General features: G+C 68.3%; 17 protein-coding genes and 2 pseudogenes. 8 read left to right on the forward strand and 11 right to left on the reverse strand.

Features of this window, described 5'->3' with window-relative positions; all coding sequences use genetic code 11:
- Positions 1 to 303 precede the first annotated feature (303 nt).
- Genes C6376_RS45735 through C6376_RS32290 form a run of 3 tightly spaced genes read left to right on the forward strand, consistent with a single transcriptional unit; the run spans position 304 to position 2,358 of the window.
- Complete coding sequence (locus tag C6376_RS45735) at positions 304 to 582, forward strand: hypothetical protein (RefSeq protein ID WP_254076160.1); 279 nt, start codon at positions 304 to 306, stop codon at positions 580 to 582.
- The gene (locus C6376_RS32285) at positions 579 to 1,775 is read left to right on the forward strand and encodes an MAB_1171c family putative transporter (RefSeq protein WP_107446596.1); all 1,197 of its coding nucleotides are present in this window, start codon (positions 579 to 581) and stop codon (positions 1,773 to 1,775) included. Before C6376_RS45735 ends, C6376_RS32285 begins: the two co-directional genes overlap by 4 nt.
- Positions 1,765 to 2,358: a hypothetical protein gene (locus C6376_RS32290; RefSeq protein WP_254076161.1), complete on the forward strand. Its 594-nt coding sequence runs from the start codon at positions 1,765 to 1,767 to the stop codon at positions 2,356 to 2,358. The genes C6376_RS32285 and C6376_RS32290 overlap by 11 nt, the downstream gene beginning before the upstream one ends.
- 103 nt (positions 2,359 to 2,461) lie before the next feature.
- On the opposite strand, the pseudogene C6376_RS45740 reads toward C6376_RS32290, so the two are convergent.
- Positions 2,462 to 2,560 (reverse strand): annotated as a pseudogene (locus C6376_RS45740) (transposase); the annotation flags it as partial.
- Positions 2,561 to 2,894: 334 nt separating this feature from the next.
- On the opposite strand from C6376_RS45740, the gene C6376_RS32300 reads away from it, so the two are divergent.
- Positions 2,895 to 3,365, forward strand: coding sequence for a hypothetical protein (locus C6376_RS32300; protein ID WP_107446598.1), 471 nt, complete (start codon positions 2,895 to 2,897; stop codon positions 3,363 to 3,365).
- Between the two features lie 617 nt (positions 3,366 to 3,982).
- Positions 3,983 to 4,477, forward strand: a complete 495-nt coding sequence (locus C6376_RS32305; RefSeq protein WP_107446599.1) for a DUF6624 domain-containing protein — start codon at positions 3,983 to 3,985, stop codon at positions 4,475 to 4,477.
- Between the two features lie 643 nt (positions 4,478 to 5,120).
- On the opposite strand, the gene C6376_RS32315 is transcribed toward C6376_RS32305, so the two are convergent.
- From C6376_RS32315 to C6376_RS32325, 3 genes are read right to left on the reverse strand one after another with little or no spacing between them, the layout of a single operon-like run.
- Entirely contained in the window at positions 5,121 to 5,846 is a 726-nt protein-coding gene (locus C6376_RS32315; RefSeq protein WP_107446601.1) for a restriction endonuclease, read from the reverse strand.
- Between the two features lie 33 nt (positions 5,847 to 5,879).
- Positions 5,880 to 6,560 carry a restriction endonuclease gene (locus tag C6376_RS32320; RefSeq protein WP_107446602.1) on the reverse strand — a complete coding sequence of 227 codons (681 nt, stop codon included), beginning with the start codon at positions 6,558 to 6,560 and terminating at the stop codon, positions 5,880 to 5,882.
- Entirely contained in the window at positions 6,560 to 6,772 is a 213-nt protein-coding gene (locus tag C6376_RS32325) for a hypothetical protein (protein ID WP_107446603.1), read from the reverse strand. Before C6376_RS32325 ends, C6376_RS32320 begins: the two co-directional genes overlap by 1 nt.
- Positions 6,773 to 7,841: 1,069 nt before the next feature.
- Here C6376_RS32325 and C6376_RS32335 point away from each other — a divergent pair.
- From C6376_RS32335 to C6376_RS32345, 3 genes and pseudogenes are all read left to right on the forward strand, one after another.
- Complete coding sequence (locus tag C6376_RS32335; RefSeq protein ID WP_254076162.1) at positions 7,842 to 8,660, forward strand: carbon-nitrogen hydrolase family protein; 819 nt, start codon at positions 7,842 to 7,844, stop codon at positions 8,658 to 8,660.
- A 733-nt stretch (positions 8,661 to 9,393) separates the two neighbouring features.
- Positions 9,394 to 9,492, forward strand: a pseudogene (locus C6376_RS46235) (transposase); the annotation flags it as partial.
- Between the two features lie 128 nt (positions 9,493 to 9,620).
- On the forward strand, positions 9,621 to 10,175 hold the full coding sequence (locus C6376_RS32345) for an aminoglycoside nucleotidyltransferase (protein ID WP_240439549.1): 555 nt from the start codon (positions 9,621 to 9,623) through the stop codon (positions 10,173 to 10,175).
- A gap of 60 nt (positions 10,176 to 10,235) precedes the next feature.
- Here C6376_RS32345 and C6376_RS32350 read toward each other — a convergent pair whose 3' ends face one another.
- Genes C6376_RS32350 through C6376_RS32380 form a run of 7 tightly spaced genes read right to left on the reverse strand, consistent with a single transcriptional unit; the run spans position 10,236 to position 16,973 of the window.
- Positions 10,236 to 10,784, reverse strand: a complete 549-nt coding sequence (locus C6376_RS32350) for an NUDIX hydrolase (RefSeq protein ID WP_107446606.1) — start codon at positions 10,782 to 10,784, stop codon at positions 10,236 to 10,238.
- Positions 10,781 to 11,239 (reverse strand): adenylyltransferase/cytidyltransferase family protein, encoded by a 459-nt coding sequence (locus C6376_RS32355; protein ID WP_159083327.1) that lies wholly within the window; start codon positions 11,237 to 11,239, stop codon positions 10,781 to 10,783. Before C6376_RS32355 ends, C6376_RS32350 begins: the two co-directional genes overlap by 4 nt.
- A 29-nt stretch (positions 11,240 to 11,268) precedes the next feature.
- Positions 11,269 to 12,309 carry a Gfo/Idh/MocA family protein gene (locus tag C6376_RS32360; RefSeq protein ID WP_107446608.1) on the reverse strand — a complete coding sequence of 347 codons (1,041 nt, stop codon included), beginning with the start codon at positions 12,307 to 12,309 and terminating at the stop codon, positions 11,269 to 11,271.
- Positions 12,306 to 13,268: a hypothetical protein gene (locus C6376_RS32365; RefSeq protein ID WP_107446609.1), complete on the reverse strand. Its 963-nt coding sequence runs from the start codon at positions 13,266 to 13,268 to the stop codon at positions 12,306 to 12,308. Before C6376_RS32365 ends, C6376_RS32360 begins: the two co-directional genes overlap by 4 nt.
- A gap of 23 nt (positions 13,269 to 13,291) precedes the next feature.
- Entirely contained in the window at positions 13,292 to 14,845 is a 1,554-nt protein-coding gene (locus tag C6376_RS32370) for a hypothetical protein (protein ID WP_107446610.1), read from the reverse strand.
- A complete protein-coding gene (locus tag C6376_RS32375; protein ID WP_107446611.1) occupies positions 14,842 to 16,227 on the reverse strand; it encodes a nucleotidyltransferase family protein in 1,386 nt (461 codons plus the stop codon). The genes C6376_RS32370 and C6376_RS32375 overlap by 4 nt, the downstream gene beginning before the upstream one ends.
- Positions 16,227 to 16,973 carry a class I SAM-dependent methyltransferase gene (locus C6376_RS32380; RefSeq protein ID WP_216825635.1) on the reverse strand — a complete coding sequence of 249 codons (747 nt, stop codon included), beginning with the start codon at positions 16,971 to 16,973 and terminating at the stop codon, positions 16,227 to 16,229. The genes C6376_RS32375 and C6376_RS32380 overlap by 1 nt, the downstream gene beginning before the upstream one ends.
- Positions 16,974 to 16,975: the final 2 nt, after the last annotated feature.

Consider the following 16,975-nt stretch of genomic DNA (forward strand, 5'->3'; position numbering starts at 1 on the left):
TCGGGGATCACAGCAAGGATCTCGTTCATGTTCAATCGGCGCTATGCGCGAAAAGAAGCGCAGCTGAGGCGACGGTGCGAGGAGCAACTGCGGGGAATCGAAATATCCGACCCCTACGCGGTGGATGAAGTATGCCGCCAGCTGGCGGTCAGACGTGGGCGCCCGCTGCACCTCCACGAACTGCCCGACCTGGGGGGCGTCAACGCCCCGTGCGGCCTCATGATCTCATTCGACAGCGGAGATCACATATTTCATGTGACGGCGACAAGTGAGCGGCACCGCGCGCAAATAGTCCGCCACGAATTGGCGCACCTACTCCTCGGGCACGCGAGCGAGAACACGAGCGTCGTGGAGTCGCTCCTGTCGATCATGCCGCAGGGCGTCGACCCCTCGGCCGTGCTCACAGCGCTCGGACGGACCAGCTACGACAGCGAGACCGAGTACGACGCCGAGATGGCTGCCTCGTCCCTCGGCGAGCTGTTCGAGGAACTGGCCCACTCCGGCCGAGAACCAGGGCGGCCAGGCGCCATGACGCGTCTTGACGACGCCCTCGTCCATCCCCGGAGGAACCGCCGCTCATGAACACCCCGACCCTCGTCGCCGGCTCCCTGTGGCTCGTGACTCTGTGGCGTCTGCCGGCCATCCGTCACTCCCACAAGCAGCGGAGCCTCGCGCTCACGTTCGCGGCCCTGGCCGCGGCCATGACCTTCGAGGTGCCCGCCGTCAAAGCCGCCATCAGCGACAACGCCGGCGTCACCAGCCTTACTCCGCTGCTGAAGCACCTGCTCGGCGTTACCTCCGCGGCCTTCCTCCTGGACTTCATCGTCGCCGTCGTCCGTCCGCAGGGCCTGGCCCGCCGCACCAGGCTGGCAGCGATCGCAGCCACGCTTCCCCTCATGGTCCTCTTCTATGCGCTGGCCAACTGGATGCCAGGTGGGCCAGTACGGGTCGGCGACGGCGAGCGCGCCATCTATCCGGTTCTCTACACGGCGGTCTTCACGCTGTACATCGGCATCGCCATGTTCGTTGCCACCTGGCTTTTCCTCAGCGGCGTCCGGCACAGCCGCACCCTCCTGGGCAGGGCCGGCCTCGGCCTCATGGGACTCGGCACGCTGCTCGGCAGCCTCTATGCCCTGCAGCGCGTCGGCTTCGTCACGCTGGACCTCACCACCGGAGTCCGGTATCCCACGCTGGAGTACCAGATCTCCACTGCACTCAAGCAGTTGGCGATTCTGTCGATCGCGCTCGGCAGCTGCCTGCCACCGCTCTCCGTGGCCGTGGAGTACGTCAGATCCTGGATCATGCTCAGACGGCTCCAGCCTTTGTGGAAGCACCTGACAGACGCCGCTCCCCACGTGGTGCTCTCCACATCGGTTCCAAAGCAGCGTGTCGGCTTCCGACTTGAACGATGCGTCATCGAAATCGAGGACGCATGCCTGGCACTACGTGAATACGTGTCAGCAGATGTCCGCGAGCGGGCTCGCGCCCTCGCCTTCCAAAAAGGCGTAAGCGAGCAGGAAGTTGATGCTGTGGCAGAAGCCGCCTGGCTGCGCGTGGCCGCTAGCGCCGCTCGAACAGGAAACCAACTTGAAGATGTTGAGTACCCGCCCCTCGGTGTCACTGGAAGGGACCGGCCGAGTGAACTCGCGTGGCTCCACGCGGTATCCCGCGCCTACGTTTCTTCACCCGTCGTAACAGAATTCACCCGCCAGGAAGTCGCGCTTGCGCCCTTGCCGACAGGCGGACCGGAAAAGGACTCCTCCCATGACAACTGACGTGCACCCCGCGGAGTCCAAACTGGCGCGCCGCATCACCGACTGGCTTGAGCCGAAGAACTGGATTATCGCCGTCACTCTCCTGATCGGCTGGCACACGGCGCAATGGATTGGCGTCGCCTGGGGAGCGGTCGGCGCACTCTTCGCCGCCATCATTCCCATCACCTTCATCAAGTACGGCATTCGGAAGGGCCACTGGGGCGATCGACACGTCGGGGCCAAGCCTGCACGGCTGGTCGTCATGGCCGTCATCCTGCTCTCCGTGGCCACCGGAATCCTTCTCATGGCCGCCGCAGGCGCCCCGCGGACGATGACCGCCCTCATCGTGTCGATGCTGGTCACCCTGGCGATCCTCGCCGTGATCACGTTCGTCTGGAAGATCTCCGTGCACCAGGCCGTCTCGGCAGGTGCCTGCGCGATGCTCGTACAGACCTACGGTGCGTGGATGGCCCTCGGGTTCCTCCTGGTCGTCATCGTCGGATGGTCCCGGGTCGAGCTGCGGGACCACACACGCAACCAGGTCATCGCCGGCACAATCCTCGGCACCATCGTGGCCGCGGCCGTGTTCCAGCTGGCACGCTGATCAGCCTGCCGTCGGCCTGACGGCGGGCGATCGGCGCCCGCTACTCTCGGCGCTGTGACCCAGCAACCGCTTCCCGGAGACCCCTGCCGCACTGTGGCCTGCTGGTGTACTGGCGCTGGACGGTGACGGTATGGCTGCCCTTCTTCAGGTCGCCGGTCTCGTCCACGACCAGCACCGCGGCATCGTCGTGGAGATGCTCGAGACGTATTCACGCACGTCATCGCGGACGGCGTTCGGCGTCCCAGACGGCCCGGCACAGCAGATAGCTGCATGCCCTGCGGGCCGGCCTCCCCGGCCCACTCCACGCTGGTCCAGGCCCAGCACCATCTGCCCGGCCCGGAGGCGGGGTTCGGCCCGGGGGACCGGCCCGCAATCCGTCCCATGGCCACTCGAACACCTCCCGCCATCGGGCGGGATCTATGCTGTGGCCTGCGGCCACCGTCTCATCGTCAGTCCACACAACTCACGATGATCACGGTGGCCGCACCCGTCTCTGCACCGGTCCCGGACCAAGTGCCCGGCCAAGAAAGCAGCTCATGATCGCCACTGTCCTTGCCGTCATCGGGACGCTCCTGGGATCGATTGTCACCGGCACGTTCCAACACCTGGCGGCTGGCCGCGCCGAGCGCGCGGCCGCCGCTGAGCAGTTGCGCCGCGACCGGCTCGACGCGGTGACCACACTCGCCTCCGCCGACTCCGACCACCGACGGGCCTTGTGGATGCGTGGGGAGGCTCGGCTGCGCGGCGTCAGTGACGTTGAGCTGGAAGAACTACGAGCCAGGTCTCACATCACCCGCTCCGCCATCACCTGCCCCCTGGTTGCGCTGCGGCTCCTCGTGCCCGACCCGGCTGTCCACGCCACCGCACAGGCGATGGTTGTCGCCACCTACAACATGGTCGATGCCGCCACGAGCATCGAGGAACTCACCGCAGCGCAGGACGCTGCACGGGCGGCACACGACCGCTTCGTCGACGCTGCAGCTGCGTACTTCAGCGCCATCATCTGACAGGGCCGATGCCCCATGGCCTGAGGCGAGTCGCCCTATGCCGACGGCAGTCAGACACCAAGATCACGATCTACCACTGGAGTATTGGTCGCGACTCCGTGATCTGGTACGGCGAATCTTCTCGCCTGGGGAGGCGACACCCCAGAGGGCGACGGGCCCGGCGAGTGCTCGACTCAGCGGCAACAGCGTCGCCTTGTTCCGCTGCCCATCAGGACGCTCTCCCCGCCGTGGGTGAAGCTGGACTGCGTGGGCCGCCGCGACGGCGTCCTTGGCGATCACCGCGTGCTGCCGAGCCCAGGACCGGTCGGACAGCACCGTGACCGTAGTCAGGGGAAGACGACCTCTTGGGCTGAGAGGAACGGTGGCCTGGCTCGCTGTTGGTCCGGCCATCGGGTCCGATGACCTCGCCCGTGTCCTCACCGCCGCCGGCCGGCCTGAGGAAGCCCAGCCCCTCGCCGCCCAGGTCCCTCCCACCGCGGTGCGCGTCTTCGGCGACGCCACACACCCGGCATGACCTGCGCCTTCCACCATGCCCGCGCGCCCCTCGCGACCAGTGGCGGAGGGTGCCTGGGTCCCTTGCCTTGTCCAAAGTCCCGAACGAGGTCAATCTGTACACGATGAACCACGACCTCGCCGCTGAGATCCACCGCCGCGCCGAACAAGACCAAGCTGCACGGTGCGTCGCGGCCAATACTCGTGACGGACGCGAGATGTGCCGGATCGACGCCGAAAACACCGCCTGGCTCAAGCAGGTAATCGCCGAACACGGCTGGCCAGGTGTCGCGTTAGTGGGCGCGCAGGGAGCCGAGGAGGCGTGGCTTCTTGCCCAACACGCCGACCTCGCTCCCACCTTCCAGCGCCAGGCGCTCGAACTCCTGAAGGCTGCGGTCGCGGCCGGAGACGCCTCTCCACGCCAGCTCGCCTACCTCACCGACCGGGTCCTGGTCGCAGCTGGCGAACCCCAGGTGTACGGAACGCAATACACCGACGACCCAGACGGCTCGAACCTGCGCTTGCAGCCCGTTGCCGACCCTGACCGGCTCGATGAACGCCGCGCCGCGATGGGCCTGGAACCAGCGGCGGACTATGACCAACGCATGCGCGGTCACTGACCGCCCCCGGGAAGTTGGGCGCAGGAGACCATGGTGAAGTAGTGCGGTGTCAGCGTGCGTTTGACCGTCAGCAAGCGAGCGGCGAAGTCTCGCAGCCGCTCGTGGACGCGGCGGCGAGGGCGTCAGCTGTGTTCTCGTCGATGAATACGTGCTCGCCTGTGGTGTCGGTGAAGGAACGCCTCCGGGGACCCGGGGGTTACGGGTGGCGTAGGAGTACACCGTCCCCCGGGGCACCTCGTCGGCCGTAGCGCTGAGACGCAGCATGGCCGCTTCGACAGCGGCCGACGGGACCGGGTGCCGGTGTGGCGGGCGAGGGAAGCGGTAATCATGCCAGGTTCCGTAGCGCCACCCGGGCGGGGGCGGCGTGCCGGGAGAGGCGCTCGGCTCGGTACGCAGCCAGGTGGTGTCGGCTGCGACGTTGGGCCTCGGGCAGGGCCCTCATTACCGCGTCGGCACCAAACGGGTCGAGCGCGGCCGTGGTCGAGTCAAGGTCGCGGGTGAGCGTCATAGGTCCTCTCTCTGCTCCCGTGGCCGGCTCCCGTGCACGGTCATTCGATGAGATGGTCGTCCCGGTAGGACCACACGCGGCCAGCGCTCAGGGTGTCGAGGTAGTCGATGTCCGCATCAGGTGTCCCGGCTGGGGTCACTGCGTCGTGCTCGGGATACCGAGGACGTCGTACAGGTGCTGGCCGTGGGCCCATTTCTTCAGTTCGGGACGGCCCATGAGGATGAGGTCGTGGTGCGCGGCGAAGTCGATCGCAGGCTGAGTGAAGCCGTTGAGGCCGATCATGATCGGTACATCGGCGCCGTGGTGGAGGCGTGCCGTGCCGTTGAACTTCTGCACGTGCCCCGAGCCGACGGGGTTCTGGTACTGCTTGCATTGCAAGATCAGGAGCCGATCGTCGTGGTCGCGGGCGGTGACGTCCACGCCGAGGTCTCCGGCGCCTCCCACCCGCCGTGTCCTGCGGAAGCCGTCACGGGCTAGGAGATCGGCGCACGCCTGCTCGAAGCCCGTCGCGGTCATCGCGGCGAGTTGCTTCATCTTGAAGGTCAACACATCCGGATCCACGGCTTCGCCCGGTGCGGCGGTGGACGCGTAGTCCTCGCCGTCACCGACGTAGGCGTACGTGCCGGCGCCGAACCGGAACGACAGCAGCCTCGTAACGAGGGTGAGTGTGGCCAGTGTGCCGACGGCGATGAAGCCGGTCCACCAGGGGTGATCAGCTATCAGCCCCCACAGGTCCACGGTGATCCACCGGCTGACGTCGTCCGTGAGCCACTCCCACACCATCTTGCCGATGGCCAGCGCAAGGACGGCGTACAACAGAAACTTCAGCAGCGGGTCGAGTGACCCGTCTTCATCGAACACAACACCTCCAAGACGTTGACGATGAGGGGCGTGTCAGGCGGCGCGCCTGAACCGGGCACGGCGGGAGCGTGCGGACAGCCCGAGGAGCTCGTGCAGCGCGGTGCCGGTCTCCGCCCAGCGCCGGAGTCTGTTCCGGTCGACCCAGTGGACGCTGTGCCGGTCGCCCCAGGCCATGGCGTCTCGGGTGAAGGTGCCGTTGGTGACGACGACGGCGTGGTCGGCGCGGTGGGCCGGGCCGGCCGTCCCTTTCACCGCGTACATGACTGAGGACCCCACTTTCCCGCCGACGCGGGTGTGCTTGGCCTGGACGACGATCCGGCCAAGGTGCGAGTGGTCACTGATGACGTCAGCGGCCTGATCGCCGCTGCCGCCTACGCGGCGTGCCGACCATCCGTCGCGGACCAACAGGTCCCGCAACGCGTGCTCGAACTGCCGGTCGTCCATGGCGTCGAACTCGGCCAGGGTGAGCCGCAGCGTGGCCAGCCGCTCGGCGGCACGCCGTCTACCGTGCACCGTGCGCGCGATCCGCCAGGCCCCGACGGCCCCCGCCAGCAGAACCAGGGCCAAGAGGAACGGCCAGGCGTCCTTGAGCGCTCCGACCGCCGCGGCGGCCATTTGGAACGTCAGGACCAGGGCGGCCAGTGCCACGACAGTGGCCGAGAGGACCTCGGGCGCGCCGCGCGGGCGGCGAATGCATAACTGCTTTCGCCCCATCAGCGGGCGGCCGGAGTGGAGACGGCCGGCTGCGGTTGAGCGGGCGGCGTCGTGGAACTCGCCTCGCCGAACCCGAACACCTGCCCCCATAACCAGATGCCGGCCGCAAGGCCGGCGATCATCCAGCCGCTCATCCGCTTCCCGCTGCCCGGCTTCGGATTGCGGCGAATGTGGCCGCGTACGTAGTGGAAGCCGTTCGGCGCCTTCGACATGGTGTCCCCTCCCGTATGCGAGCCGCGGTCGCGGCCTGTCCCTCGAAAATGGTGTAGCAGCGGGCACTGACAGAAACTGATGGATCATGACGAGAGCGAGCCGGGGCAGGCCGTCATCAAGCCAGGCGCGCCACTCCGAGCTGTCAGCCCACCAGGATGGAAGCCTGGGCTGCTGACCTCGGCGGATGAACCTGCCGACTCCTGAGCGGTCAGGAAAGTCCCGCCCCGCCGAAGCGCTTCGAGGTTCACGACAGGGTGTCTCTCACCTGCGAAGAACCGCCGCGGTCACCACCGGCGGTCCCGCGATGGTGAATGGCGAAATGCCGCAGGAGCGCACTCGTTGCTGTTCTGCGCCGGGGTCGCCCCCGGCCTGGGTTCTTCGCGGCCTTCTTTATCGCGCCGTCCTCTCAACGGCACCCAACGGAGCGGGGCTTGCTGGACTCGGTCTACTGAGATGACAGGGGCGGACGGGTCAGCCACATCTTGATCAGCACGCCGGGCATCTGACCGGCTCGTAGGGCGCGATGGCCGCACTGATCACGTCAGCGAGCTCATCGACGGTCTGCACAGTGTGCCGGGGCGGGGTGATCCAGATCCGCGGCTCGGCGTCCGGCCCGCCCTGGTTGGGGATCAGTTGCGCGTACAGGTGCTGTGTCCGCCGGGGCCCTGCCCTTTGCCCCACGTTGCTTTCTCTGTCAAGTTCAGTGTGTTGAGCTGAGGTGTTCCTCTCCAGCGGCCGGCCGTGCGACGGCGCGCTGGACGTGTTGAAGGACGTTGACGGAGCCCGCGAGCGACGGCATGATGACCGACTGCGTGGCCTACGCCGAACCTCCCGCGACCGTCCCCAGCGCGGTCTCCCATCGGAGGCAAAGGGACCAGCGTCTCAGGTCGTTGTTGCAGCCCGATCGCCTCGGGCGAGGTTGCTGGGGAGCCGTCGCTCAAGGCGTGGAAGGCCGCGATGACAGCCCGTAGGAACTTCAAACGACAGGTGCGTGCCCGCGCCGCCAAGACCGGCGAGTCCTACACGTCCGCCCTGCGGCACTTCCGTCCGACTCCATCAGGAGACGTCATGTCGGAAGCAAGGAATCCCAAGAGCGTGCGGCTCGCCGTAGCGCAGACCCCCGTACGCGAAGACCCCCGAGACGTAGAAGCGCTGCGCGAAAGTGGGCGTGCGGTCCGTGCTCTGATGCGCGAGGCCAGTGCTCAGGGAGCGAGGATCGTGCACTTTCCGGAAGGAGCGATCTGCTTTCCCAGCAAGCTTGTCATGTCCGTCGACGGCCCCGACACGGTCGGCCCGGCGGACTGGGACCGGTGCCAGTGGCCCGTGCTCCAATCGGAGTTGGCTGCAATCGCCGAGCTGGCCCGCGAGTTGCGGTTGTGGACGGTGATCCCGTCGGTGCACCGCTTGAGCGGCCCGAACCGTCCGCACAACAGCCTCCATGTCATCTCCGATCGCGGGGAGGTCGTCACGCGTTATGACGAGCGCCTGATGTCGAAGACGAAGGTCTCGTACATGTACTCGCCTGGCGTCTCACCGGTGACCTTCGAGGTCGACGGTGTGCGCTTCGGCTGCCTGCTCGGCATGGAGATCCACTACCCGGAGTTGTTCGCAGAATACGAGAAGCTGGATGTCGACTGCGTCCTGTTCTCCACCAGCGGCACCCCGGGTAACACCGCCGCCCAAGCCCAAGGCCACGCCGCGGTGAACAGCTACTGGGTCAGCCTGTCAGGGCAGCGCCACCGCACCGTCCGGAATCGTCGCTCCCAACGGCGACTGGCTTGCGCGGTGCCCCGCGGACGACTCGCCATCGGTAGCCGTCGTGAACCTCGACGACAGTGCCGAGGCCGCCACATGGGCACTGACCTACGCGCGTCCCTGGCGTCGTGAGGCGCGCGCGGGCGTCTACACCGGCCACCAAGTGATCGACCCGCGCAGCGAAGACCGGACAGCAGCCTTCTAGCCCAGAAGCAGAATCCGAGGTGTTCGCGGCGCACGAGATGGCTCCCGGCGCCGCGAACACCTCGGTGAGAGCACACCGTCCGCGCCGTACCCGAGTAACCCGACCTGCGCCCAACGGCGAAAGGCCCGCGGTGTCAGGCAACGGACATCGCTCAACGGACCTCGCTGCTCCGGGCGTTCCTCGTCCGAGCAGCCGGGATCAGGACCCGCTCGCCGTTCCTACCGAGGGCCGCCCTCGTGCTCACGGATCAGCGCGGCCGGCCCACGGTTCCGCCGCGCCCCACCAACCCGACGTGGATTCCGCAGGGATTGGGTCCGCCAGTTCTCGAAGTCCCACAGATCGTCGGCCGTGGCTTAGCTCCGCGCCTTCCCGCCACAGGAAGTCGAAGAACAGGCACTCGATCCCCTGCCACCCGGCGATCCTTCGGCGCTCAGTACGTACGCCGACCTGGCACGCATCCGCTCTTGCTCGATCCGCTTCAACACGTCGATCCAACAGGGAAGATGGGGTACTTCTCCCAGCCCGGCAGCCAGAACGGGTGCGGGCCGCCTCACGTCAGATCCGGCTGGGCCGGTCGCGGCTTCGGAGGCCGTGTGTGTAGGACGGCCCGTAGACGATCGCCCAGAGTCCGTCGGAATGCTCGAGGACGTCCGTCGTCTACAGCAGGGCAGCATGATCCGCCGCTACATCGTCTGGTGGAACAACCACACCGCCGACGAACGACTACGCAAGGTCGTCGACAGGGCGAACGTTGCCTGAGGCGGCACTAGATCCGCCGCTGGGCTCGACGAGGCGTAGGCGGTCTTGGCGTCTCTCCCCGGGAGCCAGTCCGGTGAAGCCGAAGTGATCGCCAGATGTGGGGTCGGGCTAGCCTCTACCCTGATGCGGTGAGCCATTATTCGATGTCAGCCAAGGATGTAGTTGCGCTTGTGGAACGGCTCGACGCCCACGGCGTAGATGCGTGTGTTGGCGGCGGGTGGGGCGTGGATGCGCTGCTCGGGGAGCAGACGCGAGAACATTCAGACCTTGACGTATGGGCGCCGGCCGCCCATCTGGAGTCGTTGTTCGTCGCGTTCGCTGAGGCTGGTGTCGACCGGATCTTCCCGTGGCCTGGTGACAGGCCGTGGAACTTCGTCTTGCACGACGGTGTTCGGCTGCGGGTCGACTTGCACCTCTACGAGCCGCTCGCGGACGGATCGCTGCATTACGGATCCGTGGTGGAGGGCGGTCCTTTTCCGGCTGAGGCCCTCGCCGGACGTGGTTCGATTGCCGGAACTGCAGTGCGGTGCGAGTCGGCCGAGTGGGCGGTGCGCTGGCATACCGGCTATCCGGCTCGTGATGTCGATCGCCACGACGTGCCCTTGCTGTGCCAGCGGTTCGGGATCCCTCTGCCTGAGGGCTTCGAGCCGCTTGAGGAGCGTTCCCCAAGCGGCCCGGCGTAGACGCAGGTGACCCTTCTCGATCGGTGTCTCCTCGTGCCCGACGCTGGAAGCTCAGTCTTCTCAGTCTGAGGAGACGTCGGCAGGGTGCCGGGCCTCGCGTAGCAGGGCGAGGAACGGCAGCCAGGTGCAGGTCGCGCACCGCTGCCGGACTTGCGCAGGGGTGAACCATCCGGCAGGCCCGCACTCCGAGTCCCGGGGTGGGGCCACCGGCGGATCGGCGAGGCCGGTCTGCGCGGTGAACATCAGCGTGTACGACACTGGGAACGGGTACGGATAACTGTCCTGTGGCTTCTCGTGCAAGGTGAATCGTTGCCATCCGAGCAGCGTCAGTGTCTCGGAAGGTACGAGAAGCCCGGTCTCTTCGCTGATTTCTCTCGCTGCCGCACGCCGGGCGTCCTCGCCCGGGTCGATGTGGCCGCCGGGCACGTCCCAGCCCCGGCCGGGAAGGTTGACGTGCGTCAGCAGCAGGCGGCCTTGAGCTTCGGATACGAGGGCGAAGGCCGCGGTGGTCAGGTGCTGGGGCGGGGAGAAGTCTGCGGGGACCACCTCCATCAGATGCGGCACCGGGATCCATGGGGCGCTGCCGGTGGCGATGACCTCCTCCGTCATAGGTTCGCTCGCAGGGTGTCGACCAGCGTGGTCGTGGAGTACGGCGCAATCCGGTCGATCGCGTGTACGTGTGCCGCGACCTCGACGGCGGACGCCACTTCACTCGGGTACGCGGTGATGCTTGCGCGCGCGGTGGCGAAGACCTGCGGACGCAGGAAGCGGATCTGGCGGTCGGCGGTGGGCTCGTCGTAGAGGAACACCCGGTCGACGCACCTCAGAGCGCCCACGAGGACGGCGCGTTCGCGTTCGCCGACGATGGGCCTGCTCGGGCCTTTGAGGTCCCGGACCGACTGGTCGCTGTTCACCCCGACGACCAGGAGGTCACCCAGCCGGCTCGCCTCCTCCAGGAACGTCAGGTGTCCCGCGTGCAGGAGGTCGAAGCAGCCGGTGGCGAGCACGACGGTCCGTTCGCCGGGGCGGCTGCTGAGCCAGTCCCGGATGTCGTCGAGTGGCACCGGGCCGCTTCCGCCGTCGCGCGGCGCCGTCATCGCGCGACGCCCATGAGCAGGTCCCGCGCCGGTGTCAGCTCGACCCACCGGCCGTCGTCGGCGGCCGAGGCGTAGGCGCCGTCGATCACCAGGGAGGTCGTCAAGGACTCGGCCAGCAGCGGTGCCGCCTGTTCCGGGTGCCGTGTCTTGGTCAGGAAGTCGGCGAACATCGCGGCGAACCAGTCGCTGTGCCTGGGGTCGTCGAAGTTCGATCGCAGAGCCGCACGGTGCGGCTGGCCGTTCAGGCTGTACTGGACGTCGTCGTTCTCCACGGTGACCCAGCCGCCGCTGCCGATGATCGAGTAGTAGCTGTTGCGGTAGCCGGCCGACCAGGTCGCATCCAGTTCGATCTGGACGTCGCCGTCGCACCGGATCATCAGCTTCGCGGTGTCCTCCGTGCCGGTGTGCCCGTCGTGGCGCATGGAACCGGTCAGGCAGGACACGGCCAGCGGCGTGCGTCCGGTCAGGTGGGTCGCCAGGTACACGCTGTGCGGGCCGTGGTCGCGGAGGATCCCGCCACCGGCGATGAGCGGATCGCGCCGCCAGTGCGGGTTCCACTCGGGGACGCCGACGGCGTGGCCCTGGCGCAGGGTGCGGAAGCGGGCACTGAGGACGTCGCCGAAGCCGGGGCTGCGGACGACCCGTTCCATCTCCGTCAGGATGGGCGCGAACTTGTAGTTGTGGCAGGGGTAGAAGACCTTGTCCGAGGCCGCGATCTGGTCGAGCACGCGGTCGTAGCGGCCCTCGTGCGGCATCAGCACCGGCTTTTCGCACAGCACGTGCAGACCGTCGCGCAGCCCGCGCTCGATGTAACCGGCGTGGCTGTTGGGCGGCGTGCAGATGTCGACGAAGTCGACAGCCTCGCGGTCGGTCATCTCCTCGTAGGTGGCGTATGCGCGCAGCCCGGCGCTGCGGGCGGCCTCCGCGCGTGCCGGGGTGGGGTCGACGACGGCGATCACGTCGATGCCCGCGGTGTTGCGGTATCCGATGGCGTGACCGGTCGCGATGGTGCCGTAGCCGATGAGGGCGCCCCTCATGATGTACCTCCGTCACAGAGCAGTTGGAGAAGCTGGTCGCGGTGTGCGGTGAGCTGGACGTCCGAGCGCACGCGGTACGTAGGGCAGTTGGCGACCGCCGCGAGCAGCTGCGCGCGCATCCGTCCGTACTGGGTGGAGAAGGCCCGGTAGTCGCCGCCGCACAGGTCCAGCAGGTCCTCTTCGAGCCGGTAGACGTTGAGCCCGAAGCCGAACTGCTCGACGATGCCGGCCGCCTCGTCGGGGGCCAGTTGCTGCACGTCGTGTTCGCCAGGGGCCCGGAAGTCGGCGATCCATACGGCGCGCAGCGGCATCGCGGCGCCCGCGTGGTGGGGGAACACGTCGTACGGGTCGACGAGGCGCTCGCTCGGGTCGAGGGCCGCCGTAGTCGCCGCCTGGTCCAGCCAGGGGCCGGGCCGCATCCGCATGGTGCTCGCGACTCCCTGGACGGCCCCGTCTGCGAGGACCACGTGTGAGTTGGTGATGTACGTCGCGCCGTTGCGGCACAGCCCGGTGACCAGGACGGACTTGCCGGCGCCACCGCGGCCGACGACCAGCGTCGCCCCGTCGCCGACGGCGAGGGCGGCTGCCTTGAGGAAGAGCCCACCCGTGGTGGCGGTGTGGCGAAGGAGCAGATACTTCACGATGTACGGCCAGACCAGCCGTTCCAGGTGGTCCCCCACGAGCACGATCCGGTTGCCCGAGGTGGACATGCGCACCGGGGGCCCGAAATGGTCGGTCACGTAGTAGCCGGAGGCGAAGTTGAGGGCGCGCGCCGTGGTGTCGGCGGGCAGGCCGGGATCGGCCTCCGACAGGCACCACAGTTCCACGTCGGGCACGGTGGCGACCGGCATCCGGGCGGCTCGGCTGAAGTAGCGCAGCGCGGGGAAGTCGGCCTGGTCGCTGGCGATGCGCAGGGTGAGCGGGCCGATACGGACGACCTGATCCGTGCGTAAGGACACGGACCGGAGTAAGGGCGGTTGCGTCATCGTCCTTCCTTTCCCAAGGCCGTGCAGGCCGACCGGAAGGTGCCGGGATCCTGCCGGGCGGTGTCCAGGACGTCGATGCGGTCCACCAGTGCGCGGATCGCCGCGTGCGGCGCGGTGACGGGCCCGGTGTCGTTGCCGGCGAGAAGCCCGGCGACCTCGGCGACGACGAACTGCCGTTCCGCCTCGTCCACCGCGTCGGCCACGGCCCCGAGCGCGTCGTCGAAGCAGCCGTGCCGTCGGCCCGCGATCAGGATCTCGGTGGTCTTGCGGTCGTAGTCGTCCGCGTCGGTGCGACCGGCGCAGCTCAGGTAGTGCTCGACACGGAAATTGACCAGGCCCGGATAGCGGGGCTGCCCGGTGACGGGGTCGAGGTCGGGTGATCGGACCTGCCAGATCTGTCGGTCGGTCCGGTTGTAGGTGCCCAGGTCCGGGTCGGTGACGCCGCGCCCGGCGAGCACCGCCGTCACCTCCGGGCGCGGCGGGAACGGCACCGGGCCCGGCGCGTTGACGTCCCAGGTGTCGGGGTCCAGGTAGCCGTGCAGGCATGTGCGGACCGCGTCTTCGGGGCACAGGACCCCGAGTTCCTCGACTCCGATCTGACCGCGGCAGTAGGCGCCCCGGTCCCCGTGCGATACGGGGGCTTCGCCCGGGGCCTGTGTCTTCTCGAAGTCGACGAGATGGTGCACGGGGCCGTGCACGAGGATGTTGCGGGGGCTCAAATCGCCCCAGAGGATTCCGCGGTCGAGCAGGGCGTCCATCAGATCCCGGTAGTCGCGCAGCAGCGACGCGTGCTCGCCCGGTGCCAGCAGCATCGACTCGGCGGTCTCACCGGAAACCCACTGCAAGATGGCGTAGACGTGCCCGGATGCGCCGTCCCGGATGGTCGCGAGCAGGGGTGCGAGCTGAAGGCGCCTGTCCCGGCCGAAGGTGACCGGGCCGGCCAGCCGGGAGGCGATGGCGCGATAGGCGAACTGTTCCTGGGCGAACCGGCCAGGTTTGGCCGGGTTGGCACGTTTGCTGATCACACGGGTGCCGTCGGGCAGACGCCACGACTTGACGAGGCCCTGGCGCAGACGCGCGTTCGGTCCGGGCACCTCGTGCTGGCTCTCCACGAAGTCCGAGAAACCCGTGCCGAAGTCGTCCAGCAGGGAACCGATCATGTCCCGATGCCCGGGATCAGGTACGTAGGCCCGGGTACGGTCGCCGGCCCCCGTCAGCACCTGTCCCAAGTCGCCCGTGAGGCTCACCTCCGCCGTGCCGGGGCGGGCGAAGCGGAGCCGCCCGATCTCGTGATGCAACCGGGCGCGCTCCCGAGCGCTCTGCGTGGACGCGAGGCGTTCACACAGCCCCACGACGGCGTCGGGCGAGTCCGGCCGCAGGTAGACCGCAACCAGGCGGCAGTCCCCGGTGACCTCACGCAGCCGGGCTGCCACCGTGGCGGCGCGCGCCGGCAGCTCCGCCAGCCGCGCACCGATCAGGGCCTGGATACTGGCTTCGACCCGCCCGGTCGTGTCCCAGGAGTATCCGGGAAGTTGAGCGGCGCGGATCACCGGACACCCGCCCGATCCGACGTCTGCCAGGTGGCGGGAAGCAGCACGGCCGACAGCAGCGCTCCGGACGCGTTCTGCTCGGCCACGCCGACCAGCAGCTTGCCGCCCGCACGGTCGACGCGGTAGCGCAGCCGGACGCGACGTCCCGAGAGCAGGTCACAGGTGTCATGGCCGCCGACAGCGGTCAGCTGTCCATCGGACAGGACCCACTCCGTCCCGATCGCTCCGAAGTCGACCCGGCCGCGCTCGGCCTCCGCGTCGGTCGATTCCGGCAGGCCGACCATGACCGTCACCAGGTCGCCGTCGCGGCGGACCTCGACCGTCCAGGGCGGCGCCGGGCGGCCGGTGTCCAGTTCGATCCGGCTTCCGAGCAGGGGGGTCACGGCGGCGGGGTCGAACCAGTCGGGCAGGAGCAGCGCCTCCTCGTCGACCGGAAGCCGCGCCCAGAAGTCCCACCACAGGCAGCGGAGAAACGGTCCGGTGCCGGCCGGTACGGGCAGTGGATTCTTCCCGAGGAGCACGGTCGAGGCCCAGCCCGCCCAGCTCACCGCGTCCCCCGCGTCCAGCTCCGCGACCAACGCGAGGAACCTCTGCGTATCGAATGCCTCGTGCTGGACCAGGGCGTGCAGGTCGGCCAGCTCGGCCAACTTGACGTACGGCTTGGCGCGATGCGACAGCGACCACATGTTGGTGAAGTTCAAGAAGGCGTGGGCGCAGAGCACGATCGTCAGCAGGCAGGGGTCGGGAACACTGACCCGGCCCACCGTGACGGTGCCGCCGTCGACCAGCTGGCCGTGCCGGATCGAGTGCATCGAGGGAGCGCGGCGCGGCTGATACCAGGTCCCCCGCTCCGGGGGTGTGAGGTCCGCGTGCCGTACCGCGCCGTACCCGGGTACCGGAAGGTAGGCGTGCACGTCGATCTCGACGCCCGCACGGGTGAATTCGCCGAGTTCGTGGAGGAACGGTGCCCGGGTGCGCTCGTAGCCGAGCTGGGTCAACGTCTCGATTAGCGGCCCCCCGTCGGCACAGACCAGGTCGATGTCCCCGCACCGCAGCAGGTGCTTCTGGCTGGTGAGTAGCCCGGTCGCGATCCCCTTCACCACCACCGGCGGTGGCTGCTGCTCGCCGAGCGCTGTCACGATGCGATCGACCGCACGGATGTGTGCCTCGGCGAGCGCCAGGGTGTCGGCATGCATCGCCGCTACGGGCCCACCGAGCCGGTCACGCAGCCATTGCGGCCCGGTGGGAAGGCGCCGGGCCAGACGGCCGCTGAGCGCGTGCTGCCCGATCAGATCGAGCAGCACGCGGTCGTCGAAGTCCTGATCCTCCGGGGTGTCGTGTGCATCGGCAGCCCACCGCAGGACCTGCGTGAGGGCGCCCATCACAGCACCACGAACGCGGGGTACGGCGACTGCGGAAACCGCTGGACGCGGTGGCCGGTGAGGTCGATCGCGTTCTTCAGCGCGATGGTCTCGCCGGGGAAGTCCGGGTGCGTCAGCTCGTCGAAGGCCAGGACACTGCCGGCGGGCATGTGCGGGCGCAGCAGCTCCAGGCACGCGCGGGTCGGATCGTGCAGGTCCATGTCGAAGTAGGCGAGCGCCACGATCGTCTGTGGGTTGCGTTCCAGGTAGGCGGCCAGTTGCTCCGGAGCGTCGCCCTTGCACAGCTCGAACCGCTGGATGTGCGCCATCGGCGCTTCGGCCTCGTGCAGGCGCAGGACCTGTTCCAGGTAGTTCTCGTAGCCGGGCGTGACGCTCATGCTGCCCGCGAAGACCCGGTCGGAGTCGCCGTCCTGGGGGGCCGGGTCGAGGAAGCCGGTGAACGTGTCGAACCCGACGATCTTCCGGTACATGTTGGTCGGCTCGTGGCGGGCACGCAGCGCGTTGAACACGGACAGGTGGCGGCCCCAGCGGACACCGAACTCGACGATGATCCCGTGGACGCCGAGGATCTGCTGGTAGAGCTGTTCGAGAGTGAGGATCTCGTTGATGCGCTGCGGGCGCATGAAGACTTCGAGGTGGTCGAGCAGCGCGTCATCGGGGATCGGCCGTTCGGCGAACAGGTCCATGAGCCGGTTTCTGGTCGTCTGCTCCGTGTCGGAGGGCGCGATCAGCCGGGTTGTCGTCACTC

Source organism: Streptomyces sp. P3 (assembly GCF_003032475.1).
Taxonomy (GTDB): Bacteria; Actinomycetota; Actinomycetes; order Streptomycetales; family Streptomycetaceae; genus Streptomyces.

Excerpts from the sequence above, each read along its gene's own strand:
- C6376_RS32285 (WP_107446596.1), top strand. The coding sequence starts at position 579 with ATGAACACCCCGACCCTCGTCGCCGGCTCCCTGTGGCTCGTGACTCTG.
- C6376_RS32290 (WP_254076161.1), top strand. The coding sequence starts at position 1,765 with ATGACAACTGACGTGCACCCCGCGGAGTCCAAACTGGCGCGCCGCATC.
- C6376_RS32300 (WP_107446598.1), top strand. The coding sequence starts at position 2,895 with ATGATCGCCACTGTCCTTGCCGTCATCGGGACGCTCCTGGGATCGATT.
- C6376_RS32305 (WP_107446599.1), top strand. The coding sequence starts at position 3,983 with ATGAACCACGACCTCGCCGCTGAGATCCACCGCCGCGCCGAACAAGAC.
- C6376_RS32320 (WP_107446602.1), bottom strand. The coding sequence starts at position 6,560 with ATGGGGCGAAAGCAGTTATGCATTCGCCGCCCGCGCGGCGCGCCCGAG.
- C6376_RS32325 (WP_107446603.1), bottom strand. The coding sequence starts at position 6,772 with ATGTCGAAGGCGCCGAACGGCTTCCACTACGTACGCGGCCACATTCGC.
- C6376_RS32335 (WP_254076162.1), top strand. The coding sequence starts at position 7,842 with ATGTCGGAAGCAAGGAATCCCAAGAGCGTGCGGCTCGCCGTAGCGCAG.
- C6376_RS32350 (WP_107446606.1), bottom strand. The coding sequence starts at position 10,784 with ATGACGGAGGAGGTCATCGCCACCGGCAGCGCCCCATGGATCCCGGTG.
- C6376_RS32360 (WP_107446608.1), bottom strand. The coding sequence starts at position 12,309 with ATGAGGGGCGCCCTCATCGGCTACGGCACCATCGCGACCGGTCACGCC.
- C6376_RS32375 (WP_107446611.1), bottom strand. The coding sequence starts at position 16,227 with ATGGGCGCCCTCACGCAGGTCCTGCGGTGGGCTGCCGATGCACACGAC.